Raw genomic sequence first — 22,045 nt, 5'->3', positions numbered from 1 at the left:
GAATCGATATGACCGGGAGTGGGGCATGGGCTGGGATCGGGAAACGCCATTTATCATTGATCTGCAAGTGGACGCCGAGGACATTGACGGGTTGGGGCACGCGAACAACGCGGTCTACGTGACCTGGCTCGAACGCTGTGCGTGGCGCCACTCCCAGCGCCTTGGCCTGGACCTGGTCGAATACCGGCGTCTGGACCGGGCGATGGCAGTGGTGCGCCACCAGATCGATTACCTGGCGGCAGCCTATGAAGGCGATGAGTTGCAATTGGCGACCTGGATTGTCGATTGGGATCAGCGCCTGAGAATGACCCGGCATTTCCAGTTGAAGCGACCCAGCGACAATTCGACCTTGCTGCGCGCACAAACCACCTTCGTCTGTATCGAGCTGTCCACCGGTAAGCCCAAGCGCATGCCCGCGGAGTTCATCGAAGGTTATGGCCCGGCACTGCAAATCCCGGCCTGACACAATCCTTGTAGGAGCAGCCTTCGGCAGCTCCTACGGGGTTTGCCTTTTCATTGCTGAAACCCAGTAAACTGCCGCACGTTTTTCCTCGAGTGTGTTTTTCATGCAAATTGCTTTGGCGCCCATGGAGGGGTTGGTCGACGACATCCTGCGCGATGTGCTGACCCGCGTGGGTGGTATTGACTGGTGCGTGACCGAGTTCATTCGGGTCAACGACCAGTTGCTCACGCCTGCCTATTTCCACAAGTTCGGCCCGGAGTTGCTCAACGGTGCCCGGACGGCCTCTGGTGTGCCGCTGCGTGTGCAACTGCTCGGTTCCGATCCGGTGTGCCTGGCGGAAAATGCCGCACTGGCTTGCGAGCTGGGTTCTGAAGTGATCGACCTGAACTTCGGCTGCCCGGCCAAGACCGTCAACAAATCCCGTGGTGGTGCGGTACTGCTCAAGGAGCCCGAGCTGCTCAACCAGATCGTCGAACACGTCCGTCGCGCCGTCCCCCCGCACATTCCGGTCACCGCCAAGATGCGCCTGGGCTTCGACAGCCCGGACGGTTCGCTGGAGTGTGCCACGGCCCTGGCCGAAGGCGGCGCGGAACATATCGTGGTGCACGCGCGGACCAAAGTGGATGGCTACAAGCCGCCAGCGCATTGGGAATGGATCCCTCGCGTGCAGGATGTGGTCAAGGTGCCGGTGTTCGCCAATGGTGATATCTGGAGCGTCGAAGACTGGCGCCGCTGCCGTGAGATCAGCGGCGTGGAAGACATCATGCTCGGTCGTGGCCTGGTGTCGCGTCCGGATCTCGCCCGGCAGATCGCCGCAGCGCGGGCCGGGCAGGTGGTGGTGGAGATGACCTGGGCCGAGTTGCTGCCGTTGATCCAGGACTTCTGGCTGCAAGCCAAGGCGCAGATGACGCCTCGCCAGTCGCCGGGTCGCCTGAAGCAATGGCTGGCGATGCTGACCCGCAATTATCCCGAGGCGGTGGCGCTTTTCACCGTACTGCGTCGTGAGACCGAACCGGATCAGGTCTCGCGTTTGCTGGGGCTGCCCGTGGCGGAAGCGGCCTGAAATTTTTTTAAAAAAAACTGAAAAAAATCTCTTGAAATGCAATCAGCGGTCCCTATCTAAGAATTACGCGATGCCGAATTCGGGTCGCGGAGACAAAAAACCTTGCTGATATTTTCAGGAGATTTGAATCATGGCTACGACATTTTCCATGGCCCCACTGTTCCGTTCGTCGGTAGGTTTCGACCGTTTCAACGACCTGTTCGAGACGGCCCTGCGAAATGAGCCAGGCAGCAGCTATCCACCCTATAACGTGGAAAAACACGGCGACGATCAATACCGCATCGTCATTGCCGCGGCAGGTTTCCAGGAAGAAGATCTGGATCTCGAGGTCGAGAAAGGTGTGCTGACCATCAGTGGCGTCAAACGTGACGCGGACGAAGACGTCACTTATCTGTATCAGGGCATTGCGCAACGTGCCTTCAAACTGTCCTTCCGTCTGGCGGACCACATCGAGATCAAGTTCGCCGGCCTGAGCAACGGTCTGTTGAGTATCGACCTGCTGCGAGTGGTACCGGAAGAGGAGAAAGCCAAGCGTATCCCGATCAACGGCACGCAAAAGAAGGCTCTGCAACACTGAGTCGAGCCCGAAGCCGGGTCGTGTAATTGATCAGGTAGCCGGCCGAAACGAAAAGACCCCGACTTGTCGGGGTCTTTTTTTGACTCAAGTCCAGCCCCATGCACTGCAAAATAATCATTGCACGCCTCGTGATCGGTGGATTCCCAACGTGATGAGGTAGCGTTCCTCGGTGGGACGCTTGTTGTCCCTGAAGCGACTGACCACCAGCATCAGTTGGTACTTGTTACCGGCTCGCCAGTAGGCTGTACCGCCTTTGTTGACGTCGCGCAGTTGGGCTCGCCACAGCTGGGCGTAGGCGGCATTGATCGCCTTGTTGCGTGCCTTGGGGTCGGTGATCAGCTTGCCTCCCGGCGCCACGACCTTTTCGACCCTTTGCTGGTAGCTGCGTCAGAGATTCTCGCAGGCCTGCCCCGAGTGAAAATGGAGGCATGACAAAGTGCGACGCACAGGGTTAACGCGGGGGGAATAAACGTAAATGGGATGTTTCCGAGATGCGTGTAGGAAATGGAGAATCAATCGCCTTCTGCTATGGCTTCCGGCGAAAAGTGTGAAGGAAACCGTATTTTTCCAGCCTGCGCGCGTAATCGTTAACGTGCTTCGCGAGCAAGCTCGCTCCTACAGAGGGGGGGTTATTTCAAGAGTTTTTGGAACTCCTCCACCGGCAACGGCTGACTGTGCAAATACCCTTGGTAGAAGTGACAGTCCAACCCCTGCAAGAACTCCAGCTGCTCCGCTGTTTCGACCCCTTCGGCGATCACTTTCAAATCCAGGCTGTGGGCCATGGCGACGATGGCGCGGATGATCTCGGCGTCGTTCGGGTCGGTGGTGGCGTCGCGGATGAACGACTGGTCGATTTTCAGGGTGTCGACCGGCAAGCGCTTGAGGTAGGTCAGCGAGGAATAGCCGGTGCCGAAGTCGTCCATGGCGAAGCTCACACCGAGTTTTTTCAGGCGGCGCATTTTGCTGATGGTGTCTTCCAGGTTCTGGATGACGATGCCTTCGGTGATTTCCAGTTTCAACAGGGAGCAGGGCAGGCCATAGCTGGACAGGCTGCTTTCGACGCGCTCGACGAAGTCGTTCTGGCGGAACTGGCGCGGGCTGATGTTCACGCACAAGCTGAAGTTGTATGGGTCTATCGAGCCTTTGTCGATCAGTTGTTTGAAGGCCTGGCAGGCTTCGTCGAGGATCCAGGTGCCGACCTCCAGAATCAGCCCGCTGTCTTCCAGCACCTTGATGAACTCGGTGGGCGACTGCCTGCCGAGCTCTGGATGATTCCAGCGCACCAGGGCCTCGGCACCGACGATGCGATCGCCCCGGGCGTCGACCTGGGGTTGGTAATGCACGCGAAACTCACCCCGGGAAAGCGCCAGGCGCAAGTCGGTTTCCATGCGCAGACGTTCGCTCGCGGCCTTCTGCATGGTGTTGTGGTACATCTGCGCGGTATTGCGCCCCGAGTCCTTGGCGCGATAGAGCGCGATGTCGGCGCGCTTGAGCAGGTCGGTCGGGGTCGAGCCGTGATCGGGGATCAGCGCAATGCCGATGCTTGGCGTCACTTGCAGGCGCTGGCCATCGAGGAACATCGGTTCGGACAGCAGTTCGCGGATGGTGTCGGCCAGTTCGCGTACCTGATCGCTGACCTCGCTGCGCGAGCCTTCGAGACCGCTGAGCAGTATTACGAATTCGTCACCGCCCAGGCGCGCGACGGTGTCTTCCATGCGTACGCTGGCCTCCAGGCGCGCGGTGATGATTTTCAGCACGGTATCGCCCACTGGGTGCCCGAGGGAGTCGTTGATGTGCTTGAAGTGGTCCAGGTCGAGGAACATCAGCGCGCCGCGCAGGTTATGCCGTTTGAGCAGGGCGATCTGCTGGCTCAGGCGATCCATCAGCAATGCGCGGTTGGGCAGGTTGGTCAGTGAGTCGTGGTAGGCCAGGTGGCGAATCTGCGCTTCGGCGTTTTTCAGCAGGCTGACGTCTCGCGCGGTCAGCAGCAGGCAGGCGGTTTCATTGAGGGTGATCGGCTCCACCGAGACTTCGACGGTGAGCAGTTCGCCACGCTTGTTGCGCCCGAGCATTTCCTGGTGATGAACCCGGCCCTTGATCTGCAATTCGGCGAGCAGCGCCGAGCGTTGTTTTTCTTCAGCCCAAATTCCCACCTGATACACCGTGCGGCCCAGCACTTCTTCGGCGCGGTAGCCGGTCAGGCGGCAGAAACCGTCGTTGACCTCCAGATAGCGTCCGGTGTCGCGTTCGGTGATGGTGATGGCGTCGGGGCTGGAGTGGAACGCCTTGGCGAATTTCTCTTCACTGGCCTTGAGCGCCGCTTCCGAGCGCTGTTGCTGGGTGATATCGCGTAGCGTGGTGACGATGCAGGCCTGGTCGCCGACGCTGATCTGGCGGCTGGAAATCACGCAGGTCAGGACCTGTCCGTCCTTGTGCTGGACCAGAATGGCGACGTTGTTCAGGCCTTGCTCGCGGATTACTTGTTCGATCCGTCGCAGGCTTTTCGCCGAAGCGTCCCACAGGCCGATTTCGTCGGCGCTGCGGCCGATCACATCGGCGGTGCTCCAGCCGAAGGTCTGGGTGAAGCTGGAGTTGATTTCAATGAACTGGCCGCTGTCCTGGCGGGTGACGCAGATCGGATCGGGGCTGACCTGGAACAGCGTGGCGAATTTCTCTTCGGAGGCCACCAGCCGTTGTTCGCGCTCCACCTGGTCGGTGATGTCGAGCAATGTGCCGGCCATGCGTACCGGCACGCCGTTGTCATCGCGGTAGAGGCGGGCGCGGCTTTCCAGGTAGCGCGAGCTGCCGTCGGGCAATTGCACGCGGTAGGTCAGTTGATAGTTGCCGGCCGGGCCTTCACGCAGGCTGCGGTAAGCGTCGCGCATGGTGTCGCGTTCTTCGCCGGGCACGCCTTCGAAAAACTCGTCGAAGGACTCGTGAAAGGGTTTGGCGTCCAGGCCGTGCAGTTGGGCGGCCCGTGCCGATCCGTAGAGCATGCCGCTGGGAATGTGCCAATCCCAGGTGCCGAGCTGTGCGGAGTCCAGGGCCAGGTCGAGGCGTTCCTGGCTGTCCTTGAGGGCGTGTTCGGCGACTTTGCGTTCGGTGGTGTCCAGGAATGTGCTCAGTAGATAGGGCTGGCCTTCGAGCTCGACTTTTTGCGCGCTGAGGATACCGTCATGGATCTGGCCATTGCTGGCGCGAAACTGCACTTCCATGCTGACCAGCTCGCCTTTGGCCTTGGTGGCCTTGACCAGGTCGGCCCGTTGTTCGGGATGCACCCACAGGCCCAGTTCGAGGGTGGTGCGGCCGATCGCGTTTTGCACCGGCCAGCCGAACAGGCTTTCGAAATACTGGTTGGCTTCGGAAATCAGGCCGTCTTCCTGGCGGGTCAGCAGGACCATGTTCGGGCACAGGTGAAACAGGGTGGCGAAGCGTTTTTCCGAGCTGCTCAACGCCTGTTCGCGCTGGCGTTGGTGGGTAATCTCGCGGATCACACCGATCATCCGTGGCCTGCCGTGCTTGTCCGGCAACAGGCTGCCGTTGATTTCCAGCCAGTGCAGGCTGCCATCGGGCCAGCGGATGCGGTGATGCATCGCTTGCTCCAGGGGCGCGCCAGCGATGACCGCGTGGAAGGCGCGAAGGGTTTTCGCGCGATCTTCCGGGGGCAACAGGTCAAGGTATTCCAGATCCCGTGGCAGTGGTTGCCGGGGATCGAAGCCGAACAACGCCTGCGTGCCCCGGGACCAGCTGATCTGCCCGCGCTCGATGTCCCAATACCAGGCGCCCAGGCGCGCGCCGTTGAGCGCGGCCAGCAATTGCGAGGCACTCTCCCAGCTCTGTTCGGAGCTTTTCGGATCAATTGCCTGAATTCGCGGCATCGGCGGAATACGGTCTACAGATTTCGGCATTGGCAAGCCTTGAGCTGAGTTTGGGCTTTTGTTGCAGGAATTCTCGGCTCTATAGGAGTAGCACAAGTTAGCCTTGAGTCCCTGGCGGATCGAGTTGAGCGTCCAGCAAGGCCATGAAGGCCCGCGCAGCATTCGACAGCGTCCTTTCCGTGTGCAGGATATAGCCTAGCTGGCGAGTGAGCTGTATGCCCGGTAAAGGTATGCGTGCTACCTGGTCATCGAGCATGGTGCGCGGCAAAACGCTCCAGGCCAGGCCAATCGAGACCATCATCTTGATGGTTTCCAGATAGTTGGTGCTCATGGCGATGTTTGGCGTCAGGCCCTGGGCTTCGAACAGCCGTTGCACAATGTGGTGGGTAAAGGTATTGCCGCCGGGGAAGACCGCCGGGTGCCGGGCGATGTCCGCCAGGCTGACACTGCCGCTATTGAGCAGTGAATGCTCCGGGGCGACCACGAAATCCAGCGGGTCGTCCCACACCGGGGTGGCCTTGACCAGCGCGTGGGGTTCCGGTGCCAGGGTGATGACCGCCAGTTCGGCGCGGCCATGGAGAATTTCCTCGTAGGCTACTTCCGAATCGAGAAACTGAATATCCAGCGCCACCTCGGGATAACGTCGGGTGAACTCCCTTAATAAAGGCGGCAAGCGGTGCAGGCCGATGTGATGGCTGGTGGCCAGGGTCAGACGACCGGTCACCTCGCCTGTGAGGTTGGTCAGGGCGCGGCGCGTATCATCGAGGACATTCAGAATCTGGTAGGCCCGCGGCAGCAGGGCGCGCCCGGCCTCGGTCAGGCCCACTTCACGACCCAGTCGGTCGAACAGCCGCACCTTCAATTGCTGCTCCAGCCCGGCGATGCGTTTGCTGATGGCCGGTTGGGTCAGGTGCAGCCGTTCGCCGGCACCGGAGAAACTTCCGGTCTCGGCGATGGCGATAAAGGCATTGAGGTTGGCCAGGTCCATAGTTGCATTCCAATTGGTTATCCAAAGCATAAAAAATATGAATTTGAGTTATTTAATGTAACCCCATAGGATCAGCCTCACAAGCCAGAGGGTTATTGAGACTTTCAAAGCCCGGGGCATAGAAACAAGCTGATGAGGAAACCGTCTGATGGCCGGCAAAACGCTCTACGACAAGCTCTGGGATTCGCATTTGGTCAAGCAGCGCGACGATGGCTCTGCGCTGATCTATATCGATCGTCACATCATCCACGAAGTGACCTCGCCGCAAGCCTTCGAAGGCCTGCGTCTGGCCGGGCGCAAGCCATGGCGCATCGATGCCAATATCGCGACCCCGGACCACAACGTACCGACTACACCGGAGCGCAAGGGCGGCATCGACGCCATCGTTGACCAGGTCTCGCGTCTGCAAGTGCAGACCCTCGATGACAACTGCGATGAATACGGCATCGTCGAGTTCAAGATGAACGACGTTCGCCAGGGCATCGTCCACGTCATCGGCCCGGAGCAGGGCGCAACCTTGCCGGGCATGACCGTGGTCTGCGGCGACTCCCACACCTCGACCCACGGCGCATTCGGCGCGTTGGCGCACGGTATCGGTACGTCCGAGGTCGAGCATGTGCTCGCCACCCAGTGCCTGGTCGCCAAGAAAATGAAAAACATGCTGGTACGGGTCGAAGGCCAATTGCCGTTCGGCGTGACCGCCAAGGACATCGTGCTTGCCGTGATCGGCAAGATCGGCACCGCTGGCGGTAACGGCCATGCCATCGAGTTCGCCGGCAGCGCGATTCGCGACCTGTCTGTTGAAGGCCGCATGACCATCTGCAACATGTCCATCGAGGCCGGCGCTCGCGTAGGCCTGGTGGCGGCTGACGAAAAAACCGTGGCCTACGTGAAGGGCCGTCCATTCGCTCCGAAAGGCGCGGAGTGGGATTTGGCCGTCGAAGCCTGGAAAGACCTGGTGTCCGATGCCGACGCCGTCTTCGACACCGTTGTCGAACTCGACGCAGCCGACATCAAGCCGCAAGTCAGCTGGGGCACCTCGCCGGAAATGGTGTTGGCTGTTGATCAGAACGTGCCGGATCCTGCGAAGGAAATGGACCTGGTCAAGCGCGACTCCATCGTCCGCGCCTTGAAATACATGGGCTTGACCGCCAACCAGGCGATCACCGACATTCAGCTCGACCGCGTGTTCATCGGCTCCTGCACCAACTCGCGGATCGAAGACCTGCGTGCGGCGGCCGTGATCGCCAAGGGCCGCAAAGTGGCCTCGACCATCAAGCAGGCTATCGTGGTGCCGGGCTCGGGTCTGGTCAAAGCCCAGGCCGAATCGGAAGGCCTGGACAAGATTTTCCTCGAAGCCGGTTTCGAATGGCGTGAGCCGGGTTGCTCGATGTGCCTGGCGATGAACCCGGACCGTTTGGAAAGTGGCGAGCATTGCGCCTCGACCTCCAACCGCAACTTCGAAGGCCGTCAGGGCGCCGGTGGCCGTACTCACCTCGTCAGCCCGGCCATGGCCGCGGCCGCCGCGGTGAACGGTCGTTTCATCGACGTCCGTGAATTGATCCAGGGAGCGCAGTAAGCATGAGAGCATTTACCCAACATACCGGACTTGTCGCGCCTTTGGATCGTGCCAACGTCGACACCGACCAGATCATCCCGAAGCAATTTCTGAAGTCGATCAAGCGCACGGGTTTTGGCCCGAACCTGTTCGATGAATGGCGTTACCTGGATGTGGGCCAGCCGTATCAGGACAACTCCAGGCGTCCGCTGAACAAGGACTTCGTGCTCAATGCCGAACGTTACCAGGGCGCCAGCGTACTGTTGGCCCGGGAGAACTTCGGTTGCGGTTCCAGCCGCGAGCACGCGCCGTGGGCGCTGGAAGAGTACGGTTTCCGCAGCATCATCGCGCCGAGTTATGCCGACATCTTCTTCAACAACAGCTTCAAGAATGGCTTGCTGCCGATCATCCTGAGCGATGCCGAAGTCGATGAACTGTTCCAGCAGGTCGAGGCCAATCCTGGCTATCAGTTGCAGGTCGATCTGCAAGCCCAGACCGTGACCCGCCCTGACGGCAAGGTGCTGAGCTTCGAAATCGATGCCTTCCGCAAGCATTGCCTGCTCAACGGCCTGGACGATATCGGCCTGACCTTGCAGGACCATGAGGCAATTGCCGCGTTTGAAGCCAAACACCGGGCGAGTCAGCCGTGGTTGTTTCGCGACGCCTGATTTTGCGTAAGGCGTAATGACGCCATCGCGAGCAAGCTCGCTCCCACATTGGATTTGCGGCGTTCACAAAACCTGTGGGAGCGAGCTTGCTCGCGATGAGGCCAGAACAGACACCCCAAGACTAACCCCCCAAAAGGAAGTCCCCATGACCAGCACCGCCCAGCACACCCAGGTAGTCCAGAAGCAATTCGGTGAACAGGCCTCGGCCTACCTGAGCAGCGCCGTCCACGCTCAAGGCACTGAATTCGCGCTGCTACAGGCTGAACTGGCGGGGCAGGGCGATGCGAAAGTTCTGGACCTGGGTTGCGGCGCCGGTCACGTGAGTTTTCACGTAGCCTCATTGGTGAAAGAAGTGGTGGCCTACGACCTGTCGCAGCAGATGCTCGACGTGGTGACCGCTGCCGCTGTCGATCGTGGTTTGAGCAACGTGTCCACGGTCAACGGTGCCGCCGAGCGCCTGCCGTTCGCCGATGGCGAATTCGATTTCGTCTTCAGCCGTTATTCGGCGCACCATTGGAGCGATCTGGGCGCGGCCCTGCGGGAGGTGCGTCGGGTCCTGAAACCGGGTGGTGTGGCGGCGTTCGTCGACGTATTGTCACCGGGTAGCCCGCTGTTCGACACCTACCTGCAAAGCGTCGAAGTGCTGCGCGACACCAGCCATGTGCGCGATTATTCCGCCGGCGAGTGGTTGCGCCAGGTCAGCGAGGCGGGGCTGCACACCCGCAGTACCACCCGTCAGCGCCTGCGTCTGGAGTACAACAGCTGGGTCGAGCGCATGCGCACACCAGAAGTGATGCGCGCGGCGATCCGTGCGTTGCAGCAGTCAATGGGCAATGAAGTACGCGAATATTTCGAGATTGAGGCCGATGGTTCGTTCAGTACCGATGTACTGGTACTGATGGCTGAACGATAGGCGTTGAGCGATAGACTTTTTCCGGGAGCGCCCCAGGGCGCACCGACTGATGACATGAGGAAAGCATGAGCAAGCAGATTCTGATTCTCCCAGGTGACGGTATTGGCCCGGAAATCATGGCCGAAGCGGTCAAGGTGCTGGAGTTGGCCAGTGACAAGTTCGCTTTGGGCTTCGAACTGGGCTTTGATGTGATCGGCGGCGCGGCCATCGACAAGCATGGCGTGCCTCTGGCCGACGAAACCCTGGAGCGTGCCCGCGCGGCCGACGCCGTATTGCTGGGGGCCGTTGGCGGCCCGAAATGGGATGCCATCGAACGTGACATCCGTCCTGAGCGCGGGCTGTTGAAAATCCGTGCGCAACTGGGCCTGTTCGGCAACCTGCGTCCGGCGATCCTGTACCCGCAACTGGCCGAGGCTTCCAGCCTGAAGCCGGAAATCGTTTCCGGGCTGGACATCCTGATCGTTCGCGAACTGACCGGCGGCATCTACTTCGGCGCGCCACGCGGCACACGTACCCTGGAAAACGGCGAGCGTCAGTCCTACGACACCCTGCCGTACAGCGAAAGCGAAATCCGTCGCATCGCCCGTGTCGGCTTCGACATGGCCATGGTCCGTGGCAAGAAGCTGTGCTCGGTGGACAAGGCCAACGTACTGGCCTCCAGCCAGCTGTGGCGTGAAGTGGTCGAGCAAGTGGCCAAGGATTATCCTGAAGTCGAACTGAGCCACATGTACGTCGACAACGCCGCCATGCAGCTGGTGCGCGCACCGAAGCAGTTCGACGTGATCGTCACCGACAACATGTTCGGCGATATCCTGTCCGACCAGGCCTCGATGCTCACCGGTTCCATCGGCATGCTGCCGTCGGCGTCCCTGGACACCAACAACAAAGGCATGTACGAGCCGTGCCACGGTTCGGCGCCGGACATCGCGGGCAAGGGCATTGCCAACCCGCTGGCGACCATTTTGTCGGTGTCGATGATGCTGCGTTACAGTTTCAACCAGCAGGCCGCGGCCGATGCCATCGAGAAAGCCGTGAGCCTGGTGCTGGATCAGGGTTTGCGCACGGGCGACATCTGGTCGGCCGGTTGCACTAAAGTCGGTACGCAGCAAATGGGTGACGCAGTAGTCGCCGCGCTGCGGAATCTGTAATCTCTCGGGCCCGCTGCCAAATACAAGACTAGGCAGCGGTCCACATTTCAAGAAGGTGTAGTTGCGATGAAACGTGTAGGTCTGATCGGTTGGCGCGGTATGGTCGGTTCCGTGCTCATGCAGCGGATGCTGGAAGAGCAGGATTTCGATCTTATCGAGCCGGTGTTTTTCACCACTTCCAATGTCGGTGGCCAAGGCCCGTCCGTGGGCAAGGACATTGCTCCGCTCAAGGACGCTTACAGCATTGAAGAGCTGAAGACCCTCGACGTGATTCTGACCTGCCAGGGTGGCGACTACACCAGCGAAGTTTTCCCCAAGCTGCGCGAAGCCGGCTGGCAGGGTTACTGGATCGACGCCGCTTCCAGCCTGCGCATGCAGGATGACGCGGTGATCGTTCTGGACCCGGTCAACCGCAAGGTGATCGACCAGCAGCTGGACGCGGGCACCAAGAACTACATCGGCGGCAACTGCACCGTCAGCTTGATGCTGATGGGCCTGGGTGGCCTGTTCGAAGCCGGTCTGGTGGAGTGGATGAGCGCCATGACCTATCAGGCGGCCTCCGGTGGCGGCGCGCAGCACATGCGGGAACTGATCAAGCAAATGGGTGTGACCCACGCTGCTGTCGCCGATCAACTGGCCGACCCGGCCAGCGCGATCCTCGACATCGACCGTCGTGTTGCCGAAGCCATGCGCAGCGACGCGTACCCGACCGAAAACTTCGGTGTACCGCTGGCCGGCAGCCTGATCCCGTGGATCGACAAGGAACTGCCGAACGGCCAGAGCCGCGAAGAGTGGAAGGCCCAGGCCGAGACCAACAAGATCCTCGGTCGCTTCAAGAGCCCGATCCCGGTGGACGGCATCTGCGTGCGCATCGGCGCCATGCGCTGCCACAGCCAGGCGCTGACCATCAAGCTGAACAAAGACGTGCCGATCGCCGACATCGAAGGGCTGATCAGCCAGCACAACCCTTGGGTCAAGCTGGTGCCGAACAACCGCGAAATCAGCATGCAGGAGCTGAGCCCGACGAAAGTCACCGGCACCCTGAACGTGCCGGTTGGCCGTCTGCGCAAGCTGAACATGGGTTCGCAGTTCGTCGGCGCGTTCACCGTTGGCGACCAGTTGCTGTGGGGCGCGGCCGAGCCGCTGCGCCGCATGCTGCGGATCCTGCTCGAGCGTTGATCGGTTGATGCAATGAAAGAACCCGTGCCTTGAAGGAGGTGCGGGTTTTTTTATGCAATTAGCGTCGTCAGTGCCGGCCTCATCGCGAGCAAGCTCGCTCCCACAGATTTGTGTACACCATCACCCCCTGTGGGAGCGAGCTTGCTCGCGATAGGGGCAGGTCAGGCACCACAGAATTGCCTGCATGCCACCCACCCGGTAAAGTGCCGCTCCCCCCGTTTCGCCAGAGGTAAAACCCATGAGCCAGTCCATTGATATTGCCGTGATCGGCGCCACCGGTACTGTCGGCGAAACGCTCGTGCAGATTCTCGAAGAGCGCGATTTCCCGATCGACAACCTTCATCTGTTGGCCAGCAGCGAATCGGCCGGCAGTTCCGTACCGTTTCGCGGCAAGAACGTGCGGGTGCGGGAAGTCGATGAGTTCGACTTCAGCAAGGTGCAGTTGGCATTCTTTGCCGCCGGCCCGGCGGTTTCGTTGAGTTTTGCTTCCCGCGCGACCGATGCCGGATGCTCGGTGATCGATCTCTCCGGTGCCTTGCCGGCCGAAAAGGCGCCGCAGGTCGTGCCTGAGGCCAATGCTCAGGTGTTGGCCGGCTTGAAAAAACCGTTTCAGGTCAGCAGTCCAAGTCCGTCGGCCACCACGCTGGCGGTGGTGCTCGCGCCGCTGATGGATTTGCTCGATTTGCAGCGCATCAGCCTGACCGCCAGCCTGGCGGTATCGGCCCAGGGCCGCGAAGCCGTGAGCGAGCTGGCGCGGCAGACCGCTGAGCTGCTGAATGTGCGGCCGCTGGAGCCGAAATTCTTTGATCGGCAGATGGCCTTCAACCTGTTGGCCCAGGTCGGCAAACCGGATGAGCACGGTCATACGTTGCTGGAAAAACGCCTGGTACGTGAGCTGCGCCAAGTCATGGCGCGGCCGTCATTGAAGATTTCCGTCACTTGCATTCAAGCCCCGGTGTTTTTTGGCGATAGCTATAGCGTGACCCTGCAGTCCGCGAGTGAAATCGATCTGGCGAAAATCAATGCGGCCCTGGAAGACGCACCCGGCATCGAGCTGGTGGAAGCCGGTGATTACCCGACCCCGGTGGGCGATGCGGTAGGGCAGGATGTGGTTTACGTCGGTCGGGTTCGCCAGGGTATCGACGACCCGTCGGAACTTAATCTGTGGCTGACGTCAGATAACGTACGCAAAGGCGCTGCGCTCAACGCTGTGCAACTGGCCGAGTTGTTGCTTAAAGACTTGGTGTAAAAGATACTTTGCAACAATTTGTCGAGTGATTCCGGGCGAGCCTATGCTTGCCGGAGCGCTGAAGGCAGAGCCACTCTGCAGGGCTTTGCGGGGCATCAATGAAATGACCGCGCGCGACGACCCTCGCCGTTGCGCGCAATGCCTTACGGCAGCGACTATCAATACCTTCTCGCTGGCCGAGGAATGTTCAAACTAAGGATGAGCTAATGGTTCAAGTTCGCAAACTGGTGTTAGCAATAGCGGCCGCCTCGGCGCTGTCCTCCGGTATGGCGCATGCCCTGGGGCTCGGGGAGTTGACCCTGAAATCGACGCTCAACCAGCCGCTGGTTGCGGAAATCGAGCTGCTCGACATCAAGGATCTCACCGCTGCCGAAGTGGTGCCGAGCCTGGCCTCACCAGACGATTTCGCCAAGGCCGGTGTCGACCGCCAGGCGTTTCTGAACGACTTGACCTTCACCCCGGTGCTCAACGCCAGCGGCAAAAGCATCCTGCGCGTGACCTCCAGCAAGCCACTCTCCGAACCCATGGTGAAGTTCCTGGTTCAGGTCATGTGGCCGAACGGTCGTTTGCTGCGCGACTACAGTGTGTTGCTCGATCCATCGAAATTCTCGCCGCAAACCGCTGAAGCGGCTGCGCAACCAGCGTCCACGGTTGCCGCGCCCGTCACGGGGGCGACCAAGGCGTCCCAATACACCACCACGCCGCGCGATACCCTGTGGGAAATCGCCGCGAGAGCGCGTAATGGCGGTTCGATCCAGCAAACCATGCTCGCCATCCAGGCGCTGAACCCGGACGCCTTCATTGACGGTAACATCAACCGCTTGAAAACCGGCCAGGTGCTGCGCCTGCCGGACCAGGGGCAGAGCACCGACCTGCCGCAGCCCAAGGCCATTGCCGAAGTGGCCGCGCAAAACAAAGCCTGGCGTCAGGGTCGTCGTTATGTGGCGAACCCCGGGGCAGGGCAGCAACAGCTCGACGCCACTCATCGCGCCCGCACCGATGGTGCTCCGGCTCAAGCGGCCACCGACAAGCTGAGCCTGGTGTCTGCCGAGTCTGGCAAGAACCGTGGCAAAGGGCCTGCCGGCGATGCCAGGGCTCTGAGCAACAAGCTGGCGGTGACTCAGGAAAGTCTCGACACCAGTCGTCGTGATAATGCCGAATTGAAAAGCCGCATGGCCGACCTGCAAAGCCAGGTGGACAAGCTGCAGCGCCTGATCGAGCTGAAGAACAACCAACTGGCCAAGTTGCAGGTTGAGGGCGCAAATGGCGCCCCGGCTGCTGCGACGGCTCCGGCTATGTCGGCCGAGCTGGCTGCCAGCCCGGCCACGGCACCTGCTCCGGCTGAAACTGCGCCAGTGGCCACACCGCCCGAGGCGGTTCCAGCAACGTCCGACGATCAGAAATTCAACGAGTTGCTGACCAATCCGGCGCTGCTGGGTCTGGCGGGTGGCGGTGCGGTAGTTCTGCTGCTCTTGCTGCTGTTGCTGGCGCGCCGTCGCAAAGCCCGGCAAGCAGCCGAGAAGCATTCGCGCATGGCCCGTGCCCTGGCCGAAGAGCAGCCGTTCTCGGCCGATTTCGACTTGCCGGAAAGCAGCTTCGAAGGCCTCGAAGTTCCGCCGCCGAGCGTAAAACTGGCGACTGCACCGACGCCGGCTCCCGCGCCAGCGCCGGTCGTTGCCCCGGTGGTGATGACCACGCCGATCGCCGCGCCATTGGTGGCGCCGGCTGCCGAGCGTTCCGATGATGTGTTGAGCCAGGCTCAGTCGCACATCGATGCCGGCCGCCTGAACCAGGCTGCCGCGTTGCTGGAGGACGGCGTCAAGCGAGAGCCGCAGCGCAGCGACTTGCGCTTGAAACTGATGGAAGTCTACGGCCAGCAAGGCGACCGCGATGCATTCGTCGGCCAGGAGCGTCAGTTGGTGGCCAATGGCGACAACTACGCCAGGGTTGAAAAACTCAAAAGCCGCTTCCCGGCCATGGCGCTGGTGGCTGCCGGTGGCATCGCGGCAGCCGCCGTTGCCGCCGAGCTGGACGCGCAATACGTCAAGGATCTGTTGCTCGATGAGCCGCAAGCCCCGGCGCCAGAACCAGCGGCGTTCGAGGATGACCTCGACAGCGCCTTCGACCTGAGCCTGGATGATCTGGACTCGATCACACCTGTGGCGCCTGCACCTGCACCGGAGCCGGAAGTGGCGGCGCTGGCAGATCTGGATGAATTCCCGCTGGACGACGATCTGAGTTTTGAGTCGGTGTTGCAGCAACAGACTGAAATCAAGGAAAACCTCGATGATCTGTCGGACTTCGACCTGGACCTGGATCTCGGTGCAGAGCCGTTGCCGGCGCTACCGGCTGAAGACGATTTCCTGCTGGATCTGGACGAAGGCGTGAAGGACTTTGCGGTCGCCGAAACCCCGGCTGTTCCCGAGGTCGCACTGGATGATCTGGAATTGCCGGCCGATTTCGACTTGTCGCTGGCCGATGAAATGGACGCGCCGGATGCCTTCGCGGCCGAACTGGATGATGTCAACGCCGAGTTGGAAAGCCTGTCCGGCAGCATCGGCGAGCCGACCTTCACCGAAGCGGATGCCGCGCTGGGCGACGATGATGACTTCGACTTCCTCTCGGGGACTGACGAAGCCGCCACCAAGCTCGATCTGGCTCAGGCCTATATCGACATGGGCGACAGCGACGGCGCTCGCGACATCCTCAATGAGGTGGTGAGCGAAGGCAGTGCCGAGCAGAAGAGTGAAGCCGAGGAAATGCTTTCGCGCCTGGCTTGAGTGATTGGCAGGTTGTAAAAAAGCGGCAGCCCATTGAGGCTGCCGTTTTTGTCTGGCTGATGAATTGATGTTGTTTGCACGGGCCTCTTCGCGGGCAAGCCCGCTCCTACAGTGATTCATGCCGCCCACAACACCTGTAGGAGCGGGCTTGCCCGCGAAGAGGCCGGAACGGTCAAAGGATATCCCTCTGGCATCCCCGCCCCACAGCCTTATAATGCCCGCCTTTGGTACATCAGCAGGCTGTCCCACCTTGGCAAATATAGATAACCCGGCCGCCGAAATGGCAGCCGACGGCTTTTTCCGCATCGCGCTGGGCGTCGAATACAAAGGCTCGCGCTACCGCGGCTGGCAGCGCCAGGCGTCCGGGGTGCTCACCGTGCAGGAAACCCTCGAAAACGCCTTGTCCAAAGTCGCCGACTCGCCCGTTTCGCTGATGTGCGCCGGGCGTACCGACGCCGGGGTGCATGCCTGCGGACAGGTGGTGCATTTCGACACCCGGGTCGAGCGTTCGATGAAGGCCTGGACCATGGGCGCCAACATCAACTTGCCCCATGACGTCAGTGTCAGTTGGGCCAAGGTCATGCCGGCGCATTTCCATGCGCGGTTCAAGGCCATCGCCCGGCGTTATCGCTACGTGATCTACAACGACCAGATCCGCCCGGCACACCTGAACGAAGAAGTGACCTGGAATCACCGTCCGCTGGACGTCGAGCGTATGGCCGAGGCCGCCCGGTACCTGCTCGGCACCCATGATTTCAGCGCTTTTCGCGCCGGCCAGTGCCAGGCCAAGTCACCGATCAAGGAGCTGCATCACCTGCGCGTCACCCGTCACGGCAAGATGATCGTGCTGGATATTCGCGCCAGCGCCTTCCTGCATCACATGGTGCGCAACATCGCCGGCGTGCTGATGACCATCGGCGCCGGTGAGCGTCCGGTGGAGTGGATGAAAGAGGTGCTGGAGAGTCGGATTCGGCGGTCCGGTGGCGTGACGGCGCATCCGTTCGGGCTGTATCTGGTGCAGGTCGAGTACCGTGACGAGTTCCAATTGCCCGAGCGTTACATCGGTCCACACTTCTTGACCGGCTTCTCGGAACTTGGCGGCTGACGCCCTCGAATGCTTTTGTTACCATCCGGGACTTTCCCGGATTTGTCTTGGAGTTGTGTCGACATGTCAGCCGTTCGCAGCAAGATCTGTGGGATTACCCGCATAGAGGATGCGTTGGCAGCCGTCGAGGCCGGGGCGGATGCCATCGGACTCGTGTTCTACGCCAAAAGCCCCCGTGCGGTGACGTTCCAGCAGGCGCGCTCGATCATCAAGGCGCTGCCGCCGTTCGTAACCACCGTGGGCTTGTTCGTCAATGCGAGTCGTTGCGAACTGGGTGAAATTCTCGACGCGGTGCCCCTGGACCTGCTGCAGTTTCACGGCGATGAAAGCGCGGCGGATTGCGAGGGTTGGCATCGCCCGTACATCAAGGCGCTGCGGGTCAAGGCGGGTGATGACATCGCCGCGGCCTGTGATGCCTATGCCAGTGCCAGCGGCATCTTGCTCGATACCTATGTCGAAGGCGTTCCCGGAGGAACCGGTGAAGCGTTTGACTGGTCACTGATACCGCAGGGCTTGAGCAAGCCGATCATTCTGGCGGGCGGTCTGACGCCGGATAACGTCGCCGAAGCGATTGCACGCGTTCGACCTTACGCCGTGGATGTCAGCGGCGGGGTAGAGGCGAGCAAGGGCATCAAGGATCACGCAAGGATTCAGGCATTTATCAAAGCGGTACGTGGTAGCACCTGTTGATGTGACGGCTGGCAGACTGCCGCCGTCCACTGCACTGTACAAAGCGGATGCACTGCTCACGGCAGGCAGATCCGAGGGTTTGTGGTTGCACGCAGGTCATGTTTCGCGCTGACCGTGGCAGTCCATCGACCGTCGCCGCACACATGAATTTAGCGCTAGGGCATACACGGGGTCGCGAACCAGAGCGTTCGGGCCGCCGGTACTGGAGAAAGAAAGCATGAGCAACTGGTTAGTAGACAAACTGATCCCTTCGATCATGCGTTCCGAGGTCAAGAAGAGCTCGGTGCCTGAAGGTCTTTGGCACAAATGCCCGTCTTGCGAGGCTGTGCTTTATCGTCCAGAGTTAGAAAAGACCCTGGACGTTTGCCCCAAGTGCAACCATCACATGCGAATCGGCGCCCGCGCTCGTATCGACATTTTCCTCGACGTTGAAGGTCGTACCGAGCTGGGTGCAGACCTGGAGCCGGTTGACCGTCTGAAATTCCGCGACGGCAAGAAATACAAGGACCGCCTGAGCGCTGCACAAAAGCAGACCGGCGAAAAAGACGCGCTGATTTCCATGAGCGGTACCTTGCTGGGCATGCCGGTCGTGGTTTCGGCGTTCGAGTTTTCCTTCATGGGCGGTTCGATGGGCGCCATCGTCGGTGAGCGTTTCGTTCGCGCTGCCAACTACGCCCTGGAAAAACGTTGCCCGATGGTCTGCTTCTCCGCTTCCGGCGGTGCGCGGATGCAGGAAGCGCTGATTTCCCTGATGCAGATGGCCAAGACCTCCGCGGTGCTGGCGCGTCTGCGTGAAGAAGGCATCCCGTTCATTTCCGTGCTGACCGATCCGGTCTACGGCGGCGTTTCCGCCAGTCTGGCGATGCTGGGCGATGTGATTGTCGGTGAGCCGAAGGCGTTGATCGGTTTTGCCGGTCCGCGTGTGATCGAGCAAACCGTGCGTGAAAAACTGCCGGAAGGCTTCCAGCGCAGCGAGTTCCTGCTGGAGCACGGTGCCATCGACATGATCATCGATCGTCAGGAGCTGCGTCCGCGTCTGGGCAACCTGCTGGCGCAAATGATGGGGCTGCCGACGCCGACGTTCGTGGCTGCACCTATCGAGCCGCTCGTGGTTCCACCGGCACCCGCCAGCCTATGACTCAACGTACCCTCGGCGAATGGCTCGCCTACCTCGAGCAGTTGCACCCTTCAGCCATCGACATGGGCCTGGAGCGGTCGCAGCAGGTAGCGTCCCGCATGGGATTGGGCAAGCCGGCGCCGCGGGTGATTACGGTCACCGGGACCAACGGCAAGGGTTCCACCTGTGCGTTCGTGGCGTCTTTGCTGCGGGCCCAGGGCTTGAAAGTGGGGGTTTACAACTCCCCGCACCTGCTGCGTTACAACGAGCGGGTGCAGGTCAATGGTGTCGAGGCCACTGACGCCCAACTGTGCGAGGCCTTTGCTGCGGTAGAGGCCGGGCGCGGCGATACTTCCCTGACTTACTTCGAAATGGGCACCCTGGCGGCGTTCTGGCTGTTCCAGCGCTCAGGGCTCGATGCCGTGGTGCTGGAAGTCGGTCTGGGCGGCCGCCTGGATACGGTCAACGTGGTGGACGCCGACATGGCGCTGGTCACCAGCATTGGCGTCGATCATGCGGATTACCTCGGGGATACCCGAGAGTCCGTGGCCTTCGAGAAGGCCGGTATTTTCCGTCAGGGCGCGCCTGCGCTGTGCGGTGATCTGAATCCTCCACAACCTCTGCTGGACAAGGCGCGCGAGCTCAAGTGCCCGTTTTTCCTGCGTGGGCGCGATTTTGATCTCGGTATGACCGATCACAACTGGCAGTGGCGCGGTGTCGATGCGCAAGGGCGCGCCGTTGAGCTTCGCGACCTGCCGCTGCTCGATCTGCCGATGGAAAACGCTGCGCTGGCGCTGCAGGCGTACCTGTTGCTCGGCTTGCCTTGGGTGGATGCGCAGATTATCGAGGCGCTGCGGGCAACGAAGGTGGTCGGTCGTCTGGATCGCCGTGAGTTCGAGTGGCAAGGCAAACGCTTGAATCTATTGCTGGATGTGGGGCATAACCCCCATGCGGCGGAGTATCTGGCGCGTCGTCTGGCCAGTCGCCCACCGGTCGGCAAGCGCCTGGCGGTGTTCGGTCTGCTGGCGGACAAGGATCTGGATGGTGTCGTCGGCGAATTGAATGCTAGTGTCCAGCACTGGGCCGTTGCACCTCTGGATTCGCCCCGGGCGCGTCCGGTTGCGGATTTGCACAGCGCTCTGCAGGGTCTTGGTGCGTCGGTCACGTCATACGACAGTGTCGCGACCGCCCTGGAAGGGCAGTGCGCGCAGGCCACGAGCAACGACGAAATCCTGTTGTTCGGATCATTTTATTGTGTCGCCGAGGCCCTTGAATGGCTGGCCCGGCGCTCCACGGAGGACGCGGCAAATGGCATTGCTGGATAAGGCATACAAGCAGCGCATGGTTGGCGCCCTGGTGTTGGTCGCGCTGGCGGTGATTTTTCTGCCGATGATGTTTTCCCGTCAGGACGAACAGCGTCAGGTGAAGGTCGAAGCGCCCGCCGCTCCGCAGGCGCCTGCGATGTCTCAGATACAGGTCGAACCTGTGGCGGTGCCCGAGCCGCAAGCCTTGCCTCAGGAGCCCGTGCCGAGCGATGAGGAAATCGCCCGGCAGGAATCGGTGGTGCCAGCTGCGCCGGTAGTTTCAGCGCCTGCGGCTCCGGCGCCCGCGGCCAAGCCGGCTGCACCCGCGCCAGTCCCGGCTCTGGCCGCCAAACCTGCGACAGCGCCTGCCCAGCCGATCACGGCGGCACCGGGCAAGCCGGACACCACGCAAAGCCGTGTCGACGCCAATGGCTTGTCTGTCAGCTGGTCGGTGCAACTGGCCAGCCTGTCGAGTCGTGAAAGCGCGGAAAAACTTCAGAAAACCCTGCGCAGCCAGGGTTACAACGCCTATATACGTACCGCCGACGGCAAAAACCGGGTGTTTGTCGGGCCGCTGATCGAGCGCGCCGAAGCCGACCGGCTGCGTGACCTGTTGAACCGCCAGCAGAATCTCAAGGGGTTTGTGGTGCGCTTTCAACCGGAACGTGGCTAAAAACTATCGCCCCGATATGAAATGCTCTTGCAATAGCAGCTTACCGATAAGCATGGGCTCTGCTAAAATGCGCCGCCTTATCCGTCTGTAGGCTGCACTGTGCCATTTACCTGGGTTGACTGGGCGATCGTCGCGATCGTCGCCATCTCCGCATTGATCAGTCTGAGCCGCGGCTTCGTCAAAGAAGCATTGTCGCTGCTGACCTGGATCATCGCAGGAGTCGTTGCCTGGATGTTCGGTGGCTCACTGTCCGAATACCTCGGCGGGTACATTCAAACGCCATCGGCTCGTATAATCACGGGCTGTGCCATCATGTTTGTCGCCACTTTAATCGTAGGCGCAATGATCAATTATCTTATCGGCGAACTGGTTCGCGTCACCGGGCTCTCCGGGACCGACCGATTCCTCGGCATGGCCTTCGGCGCCGCGCGTGGCGGGTTGCTGGTGGTCATTGCCGTCGGGCTGTTGAGCCTGGGGCCGGTACAGCAGGACGGGTGGTGGTTAGAATCACAGCTCGTGCCAAAGTTTTTATTGGTCGCCGACTGGTCCAAAAACCTGATTCTCGGGTGGAGCAGTCAGTGGCTTGCCAGCGGAATCAGCGTACCCGCTGATATACCGTTCAAGGAGCACCTCTTGCCGATGGCCAAAACGCCTCAGTGAGTTGTGTTCAGTTCAGATCCATTAAGTAGGGG

General features: G+C 60.9%; 19 protein-coding genes. 16 read left to right on the top strand and 3 right to left on the bottom strand.

Going from position 1 to position 22,045, the window contains the following annotated elements; genetic code table 11:
• Nucleotides 1–25 precede the first annotated feature (25 nt).
• The 3 genes from KGA81_RS19830 (at nt 26) to KGA81_RS19820 (ending at nt 2,103) form a co-directional block, all read left to right on the top strand.
• The gene (locus KGA81_RS19830) at nt 26–463 is read left to right on the top strand and encodes an acyl-CoA thioesterase (RefSeq protein ID WP_223547791.1); all 438 of its coding nucleotides are present in this window, start codon (nt 26–28) and stop codon (nt 461–463) included.
• A 103-nt stretch (nt 464–566) separates the two neighbouring features.
• Entirely contained in the window at nt 567–1,526 is a 960-nt protein-coding gene (locus KGA81_RS19825; protein WP_223547790.1) for a tRNA dihydrouridine synthase, read from the top strand.
• A 130-nt stretch (nt 1,527–1,656) separates the two neighbouring features.
• Nucleotides 1,657–2,103: an Hsp20 family protein gene (locus tag KGA81_RS19820; RefSeq protein WP_223547789.1), complete on the top strand. Its 447-nt coding sequence runs from the start codon at nt 1,657–1,659 to the stop codon at nt 2,101–2,103.
• A gap of 114 nt (nt 2,104–2,217) precedes the next feature.
• On the opposite strand, the gene KGA81_RS19815 is transcribed toward KGA81_RS19820, so the two are convergent.
• From KGA81_RS19815 to KGA81_RS19805, 3 genes are all read right to left on the bottom strand, one after another.
• Nucleotides 2,218–2,460 carry a hypothetical protein gene (locus KGA81_RS19815; RefSeq protein ID WP_223547833.1) on the bottom strand — a complete coding sequence of 81 codons (243 nt, stop codon included), beginning with the start codon at nt 2,458–2,460 and terminating at the stop codon, nt 2,218–2,220.
• A gap of 272 nt (nt 2,461–2,732) precedes the next feature.
• A complete protein-coding gene (locus tag KGA81_RS19810; protein ID WP_223547788.1) occupies nt 2,733–6,011 on the bottom strand; it encodes a PAS domain S-box protein in 3,279 nt (1,092 codons plus the stop codon).
• Between the two features lie 67 nt (nt 6,012–6,078).
• A complete protein-coding gene (locus tag KGA81_RS19805; RefSeq protein ID WP_223547787.1) occupies nt 6,079–6,969 on the bottom strand; it encodes a LysR family transcriptional regulator in 891 nt (296 codons plus the stop codon).
• A gap of 148 nt (nt 6,970–7,117) precedes the next feature.
• Between KGA81_RS19805 and leuC the strand changes: the two genes are divergently transcribed.
• From leuC to KGA81_RS19740, 13 genes are all read left to right on the top strand, one after another.
• Entirely contained in the window at nt 7,118–8,548 is a 1,431-nt protein-coding gene (gene leuC, locus KGA81_RS19800; RefSeq protein WP_095943683.1) for a 3-isopropylmalate dehydratase large subunit, read from the top strand.
• A 2-nt stretch (nt 8,549–8,550) separates the two neighbouring features.
• Nucleotides 8,551–9,195, top strand: coding sequence for a 3-isopropylmalate dehydratase small subunit (leuD, locus tag KGA81_RS19795; RefSeq protein WP_223547786.1), 645 nt, complete (start codon nt 8,551–8,553; stop codon nt 9,193–9,195).
• Between the two features lie 145 nt (nt 9,196–9,340).
• Nucleotides 9,341–10,108, top strand: a complete 768-nt coding sequence (locus KGA81_RS19790; protein ID WP_223547785.1) for a class I SAM-dependent methyltransferase — start codon at nt 9,341–9,343, stop codon at nt 10,106–10,108.
• A 65-nt stretch (nt 10,109–10,173) separates the two neighbouring features.
• Nucleotides 10,174–11,256: a 3-isopropylmalate dehydrogenase gene (gene leuB, locus KGA81_RS19785; protein WP_223547784.1), complete on the top strand. Its 1,083-nt coding sequence runs from the start codon at nt 10,174–10,176 to the stop codon at nt 11,254–11,256.
• 66 nt (nt 11,257–11,322) lie between these two features.
• Nucleotides 11,323–12,435, top strand: a complete 1,113-nt coding sequence (asd, locus tag KGA81_RS19780) for an aspartate-semialdehyde dehydrogenase (protein ID WP_008075929.1) — start codon at nt 11,323–11,325, stop codon at nt 12,433–12,435.
• Nucleotides 12,436–12,673: 238 nt separating this feature from the next.
• Complete coding sequence (locus KGA81_RS19775; protein ID WP_223547783.1) at nt 12,674–13,684, top strand: aspartate-semialdehyde dehydrogenase; 1,011 nt, start codon at nt 12,674–12,676, stop codon at nt 13,682–13,684.
• A gap of 206 nt (nt 13,685–13,890) precedes the next feature.
• Nucleotides 13,891–16,464 carry a FimV/HubP family polar landmark protein gene (locus KGA81_RS19770; RefSeq protein ID WP_223547782.1) on the top strand — a complete coding sequence of 858 codons (2,574 nt, stop codon included), beginning with the start codon at nt 13,891–13,893 and terminating at the stop codon, nt 16,462–16,464.
• Between the two features lie 280 nt (nt 16,465–16,744).
• Nucleotides 16,745–17,569 (top strand): tRNA pseudouridine(38-40) synthase TruA, encoded by an 825-nt coding sequence (gene truA, locus KGA81_RS19765; RefSeq protein ID WP_223547831.1) that lies wholly within the window; start codon nt 16,745–16,747, stop codon nt 17,567–17,569.
• Between the two features lie 63 nt (nt 17,570–17,632).
• Nucleotides 17,633–18,259, top strand: coding sequence for a phosphoribosylanthranilate isomerase (locus KGA81_RS19760; RefSeq protein WP_223547781.1), 627 nt, complete (start codon nt 17,633–17,635; stop codon nt 18,257–18,259).
• Between the two features lie 217 nt (nt 18,260–18,476).
• Nucleotides 18,477–19,397, top strand: a complete 921-nt coding sequence (gene accD, locus KGA81_RS19755) for an acetyl-CoA carboxylase, carboxyltransferase subunit beta (RefSeq protein ID WP_223547780.1) — start codon at nt 18,477–18,479, stop codon at nt 19,395–19,397.
• The gene (gene folC / locus KGA81_RS19750) at nt 19,394–20,701 is read left to right on the top strand and encodes a bifunctional tetrahydrofolate synthase/dihydrofolate synthase (protein WP_223547779.1); all 1,308 of its coding nucleotides are present in this window, start codon (nt 19,394–19,396) and stop codon (nt 20,699–20,701) included. The genes accD and folC overlap by 4 nt, the downstream gene beginning before the upstream one ends.
• A complete protein-coding gene (locus KGA81_RS19745; RefSeq protein ID WP_223547778.1) occupies nt 20,685–21,353 on the top strand; it encodes an SPOR domain-containing protein in 669 nt (222 codons plus the stop codon). The genes folC and KGA81_RS19745 overlap by 17 nt, the downstream gene beginning before the upstream one ends.
• Nucleotides 21,354–21,452: 99 nt before the next feature.
• Entirely contained in the window at nt 21,453–22,013 is a 561-nt protein-coding gene (locus KGA81_RS19740) for a CvpA family protein (protein WP_223547777.1), read from the top strand.
• Nucleotides 22,014–22,045: the final 32 nt, after the last annotated feature.

It is taken from the genome of Pseudomonas sp. A-B-19, assembly GCF_019947515.1.
GTDB lineage: Bacteria > Pseudomonadota > Gammaproteobacteria > Pseudomonadales > Pseudomonadaceae > Aquipseudomonas.
The sequence above is the reverse complement of the archived record's forward strand: the minus strand, read 5'-3'. Positions and strand labels throughout refer to the sequence as shown.

Coding starts and splice junctions, on each gene's coding strand:
- KGA81_RS19760 (WP_223547781.1), top strand. CDS start 17,633: ATGTCAGCCGTTCGCAGCAAGATCTGTGGGATTACCCGCATAGAGGAT.
- asd (WP_008075929.1), top strand. CDS start 11,323: ATGAAACGTGTAGGTCTGATCGGTTGGCGCGGTATGGTCGGTTCCGTG.
- KGA81_RS19810 (WP_223547788.1), bottom strand. CDS start 6,011: ATGCCGAAATCTGTAGACCGTATTCCGCCGATGCCGCGAATTCAGGCA.
- KGA81_RS19830 (WP_223547791.1), top strand. CDS start 26: ATGGGCTGGGATCGGGAAACGCCATTTATCATTGATCTGCAAGTGGAC.
- KGA81_RS19820 (WP_223547789.1), top strand. CDS start 1,657: ATGGCTACGACATTTTCCATGGCCCCACTGTTCCGTTCGTCGGTAGGT.
- KGA81_RS19805 (WP_223547787.1), bottom strand. CDS start 6,969: ATGGACCTGGCCAACCTCAATGCCTTTATCGCCATCGCCGAGACCGGA.
- leuC (WP_095943683.1), top strand. CDS start 7,118: ATGGCCGGCAAAACGCTCTACGACAAGCTCTGGGATTCGCATTTGGTC.
- truA (WP_223547831.1), top strand. CDS start 16,745: ATGGCAGCCGACGGCTTTTTCCGCATCGCGCTGGGCGTCGAATACAAA.
- KGA81_RS19770 (WP_223547782.1), top strand. CDS start 13,891: ATGGTTCAAGTTCGCAAACTGGTGTTAGCAATAGCGGCCGCCTCGGCG.
- folC (WP_223547779.1), top strand. CDS start 19,394: ATGACTCAACGTACCCTCGGCGAATGGCTCGCCTACCTCGAGCAGTTG.
- accD (WP_223547780.1), top strand. CDS start 18,477: ATGAGCAACTGGTTAGTAGACAAACTGATCCCTTCGATCATGCGTTCC.
- KGA81_RS19745 (WP_223547778.1), top strand. CDS start 20,685: ATGGCATTGCTGGATAAGGCATACAAGCAGCGCATGGTTGGCGCCCTG.
- KGA81_RS19790 (WP_223547785.1), top strand. CDS start 9,341: ATGACCAGCACCGCCCAGCACACCCAGGTAGTCCAGAAGCAATTCGGT.
- leuB (WP_223547784.1), top strand. CDS start 10,174: ATGAGCAAGCAGATTCTGATTCTCCCAGGTGACGGTATTGGCCCGGAA.
- leuD (WP_223547786.1), top strand. CDS start 8,551: ATGAGAGCATTTACCCAACATACCGGACTTGTCGCGCCTTTGGATCGT.
- KGA81_RS19825 (WP_223547790.1), top strand. CDS start 567: ATGCAAATTGCTTTGGCGCCCATGGAGGGGTTGGTCGACGACATCCTG.
- KGA81_RS19775 (WP_223547783.1), top strand. CDS start 12,674: ATGAGCCAGTCCATTGATATTGCCGTGATCGGCGCCACCGGTACTGTC.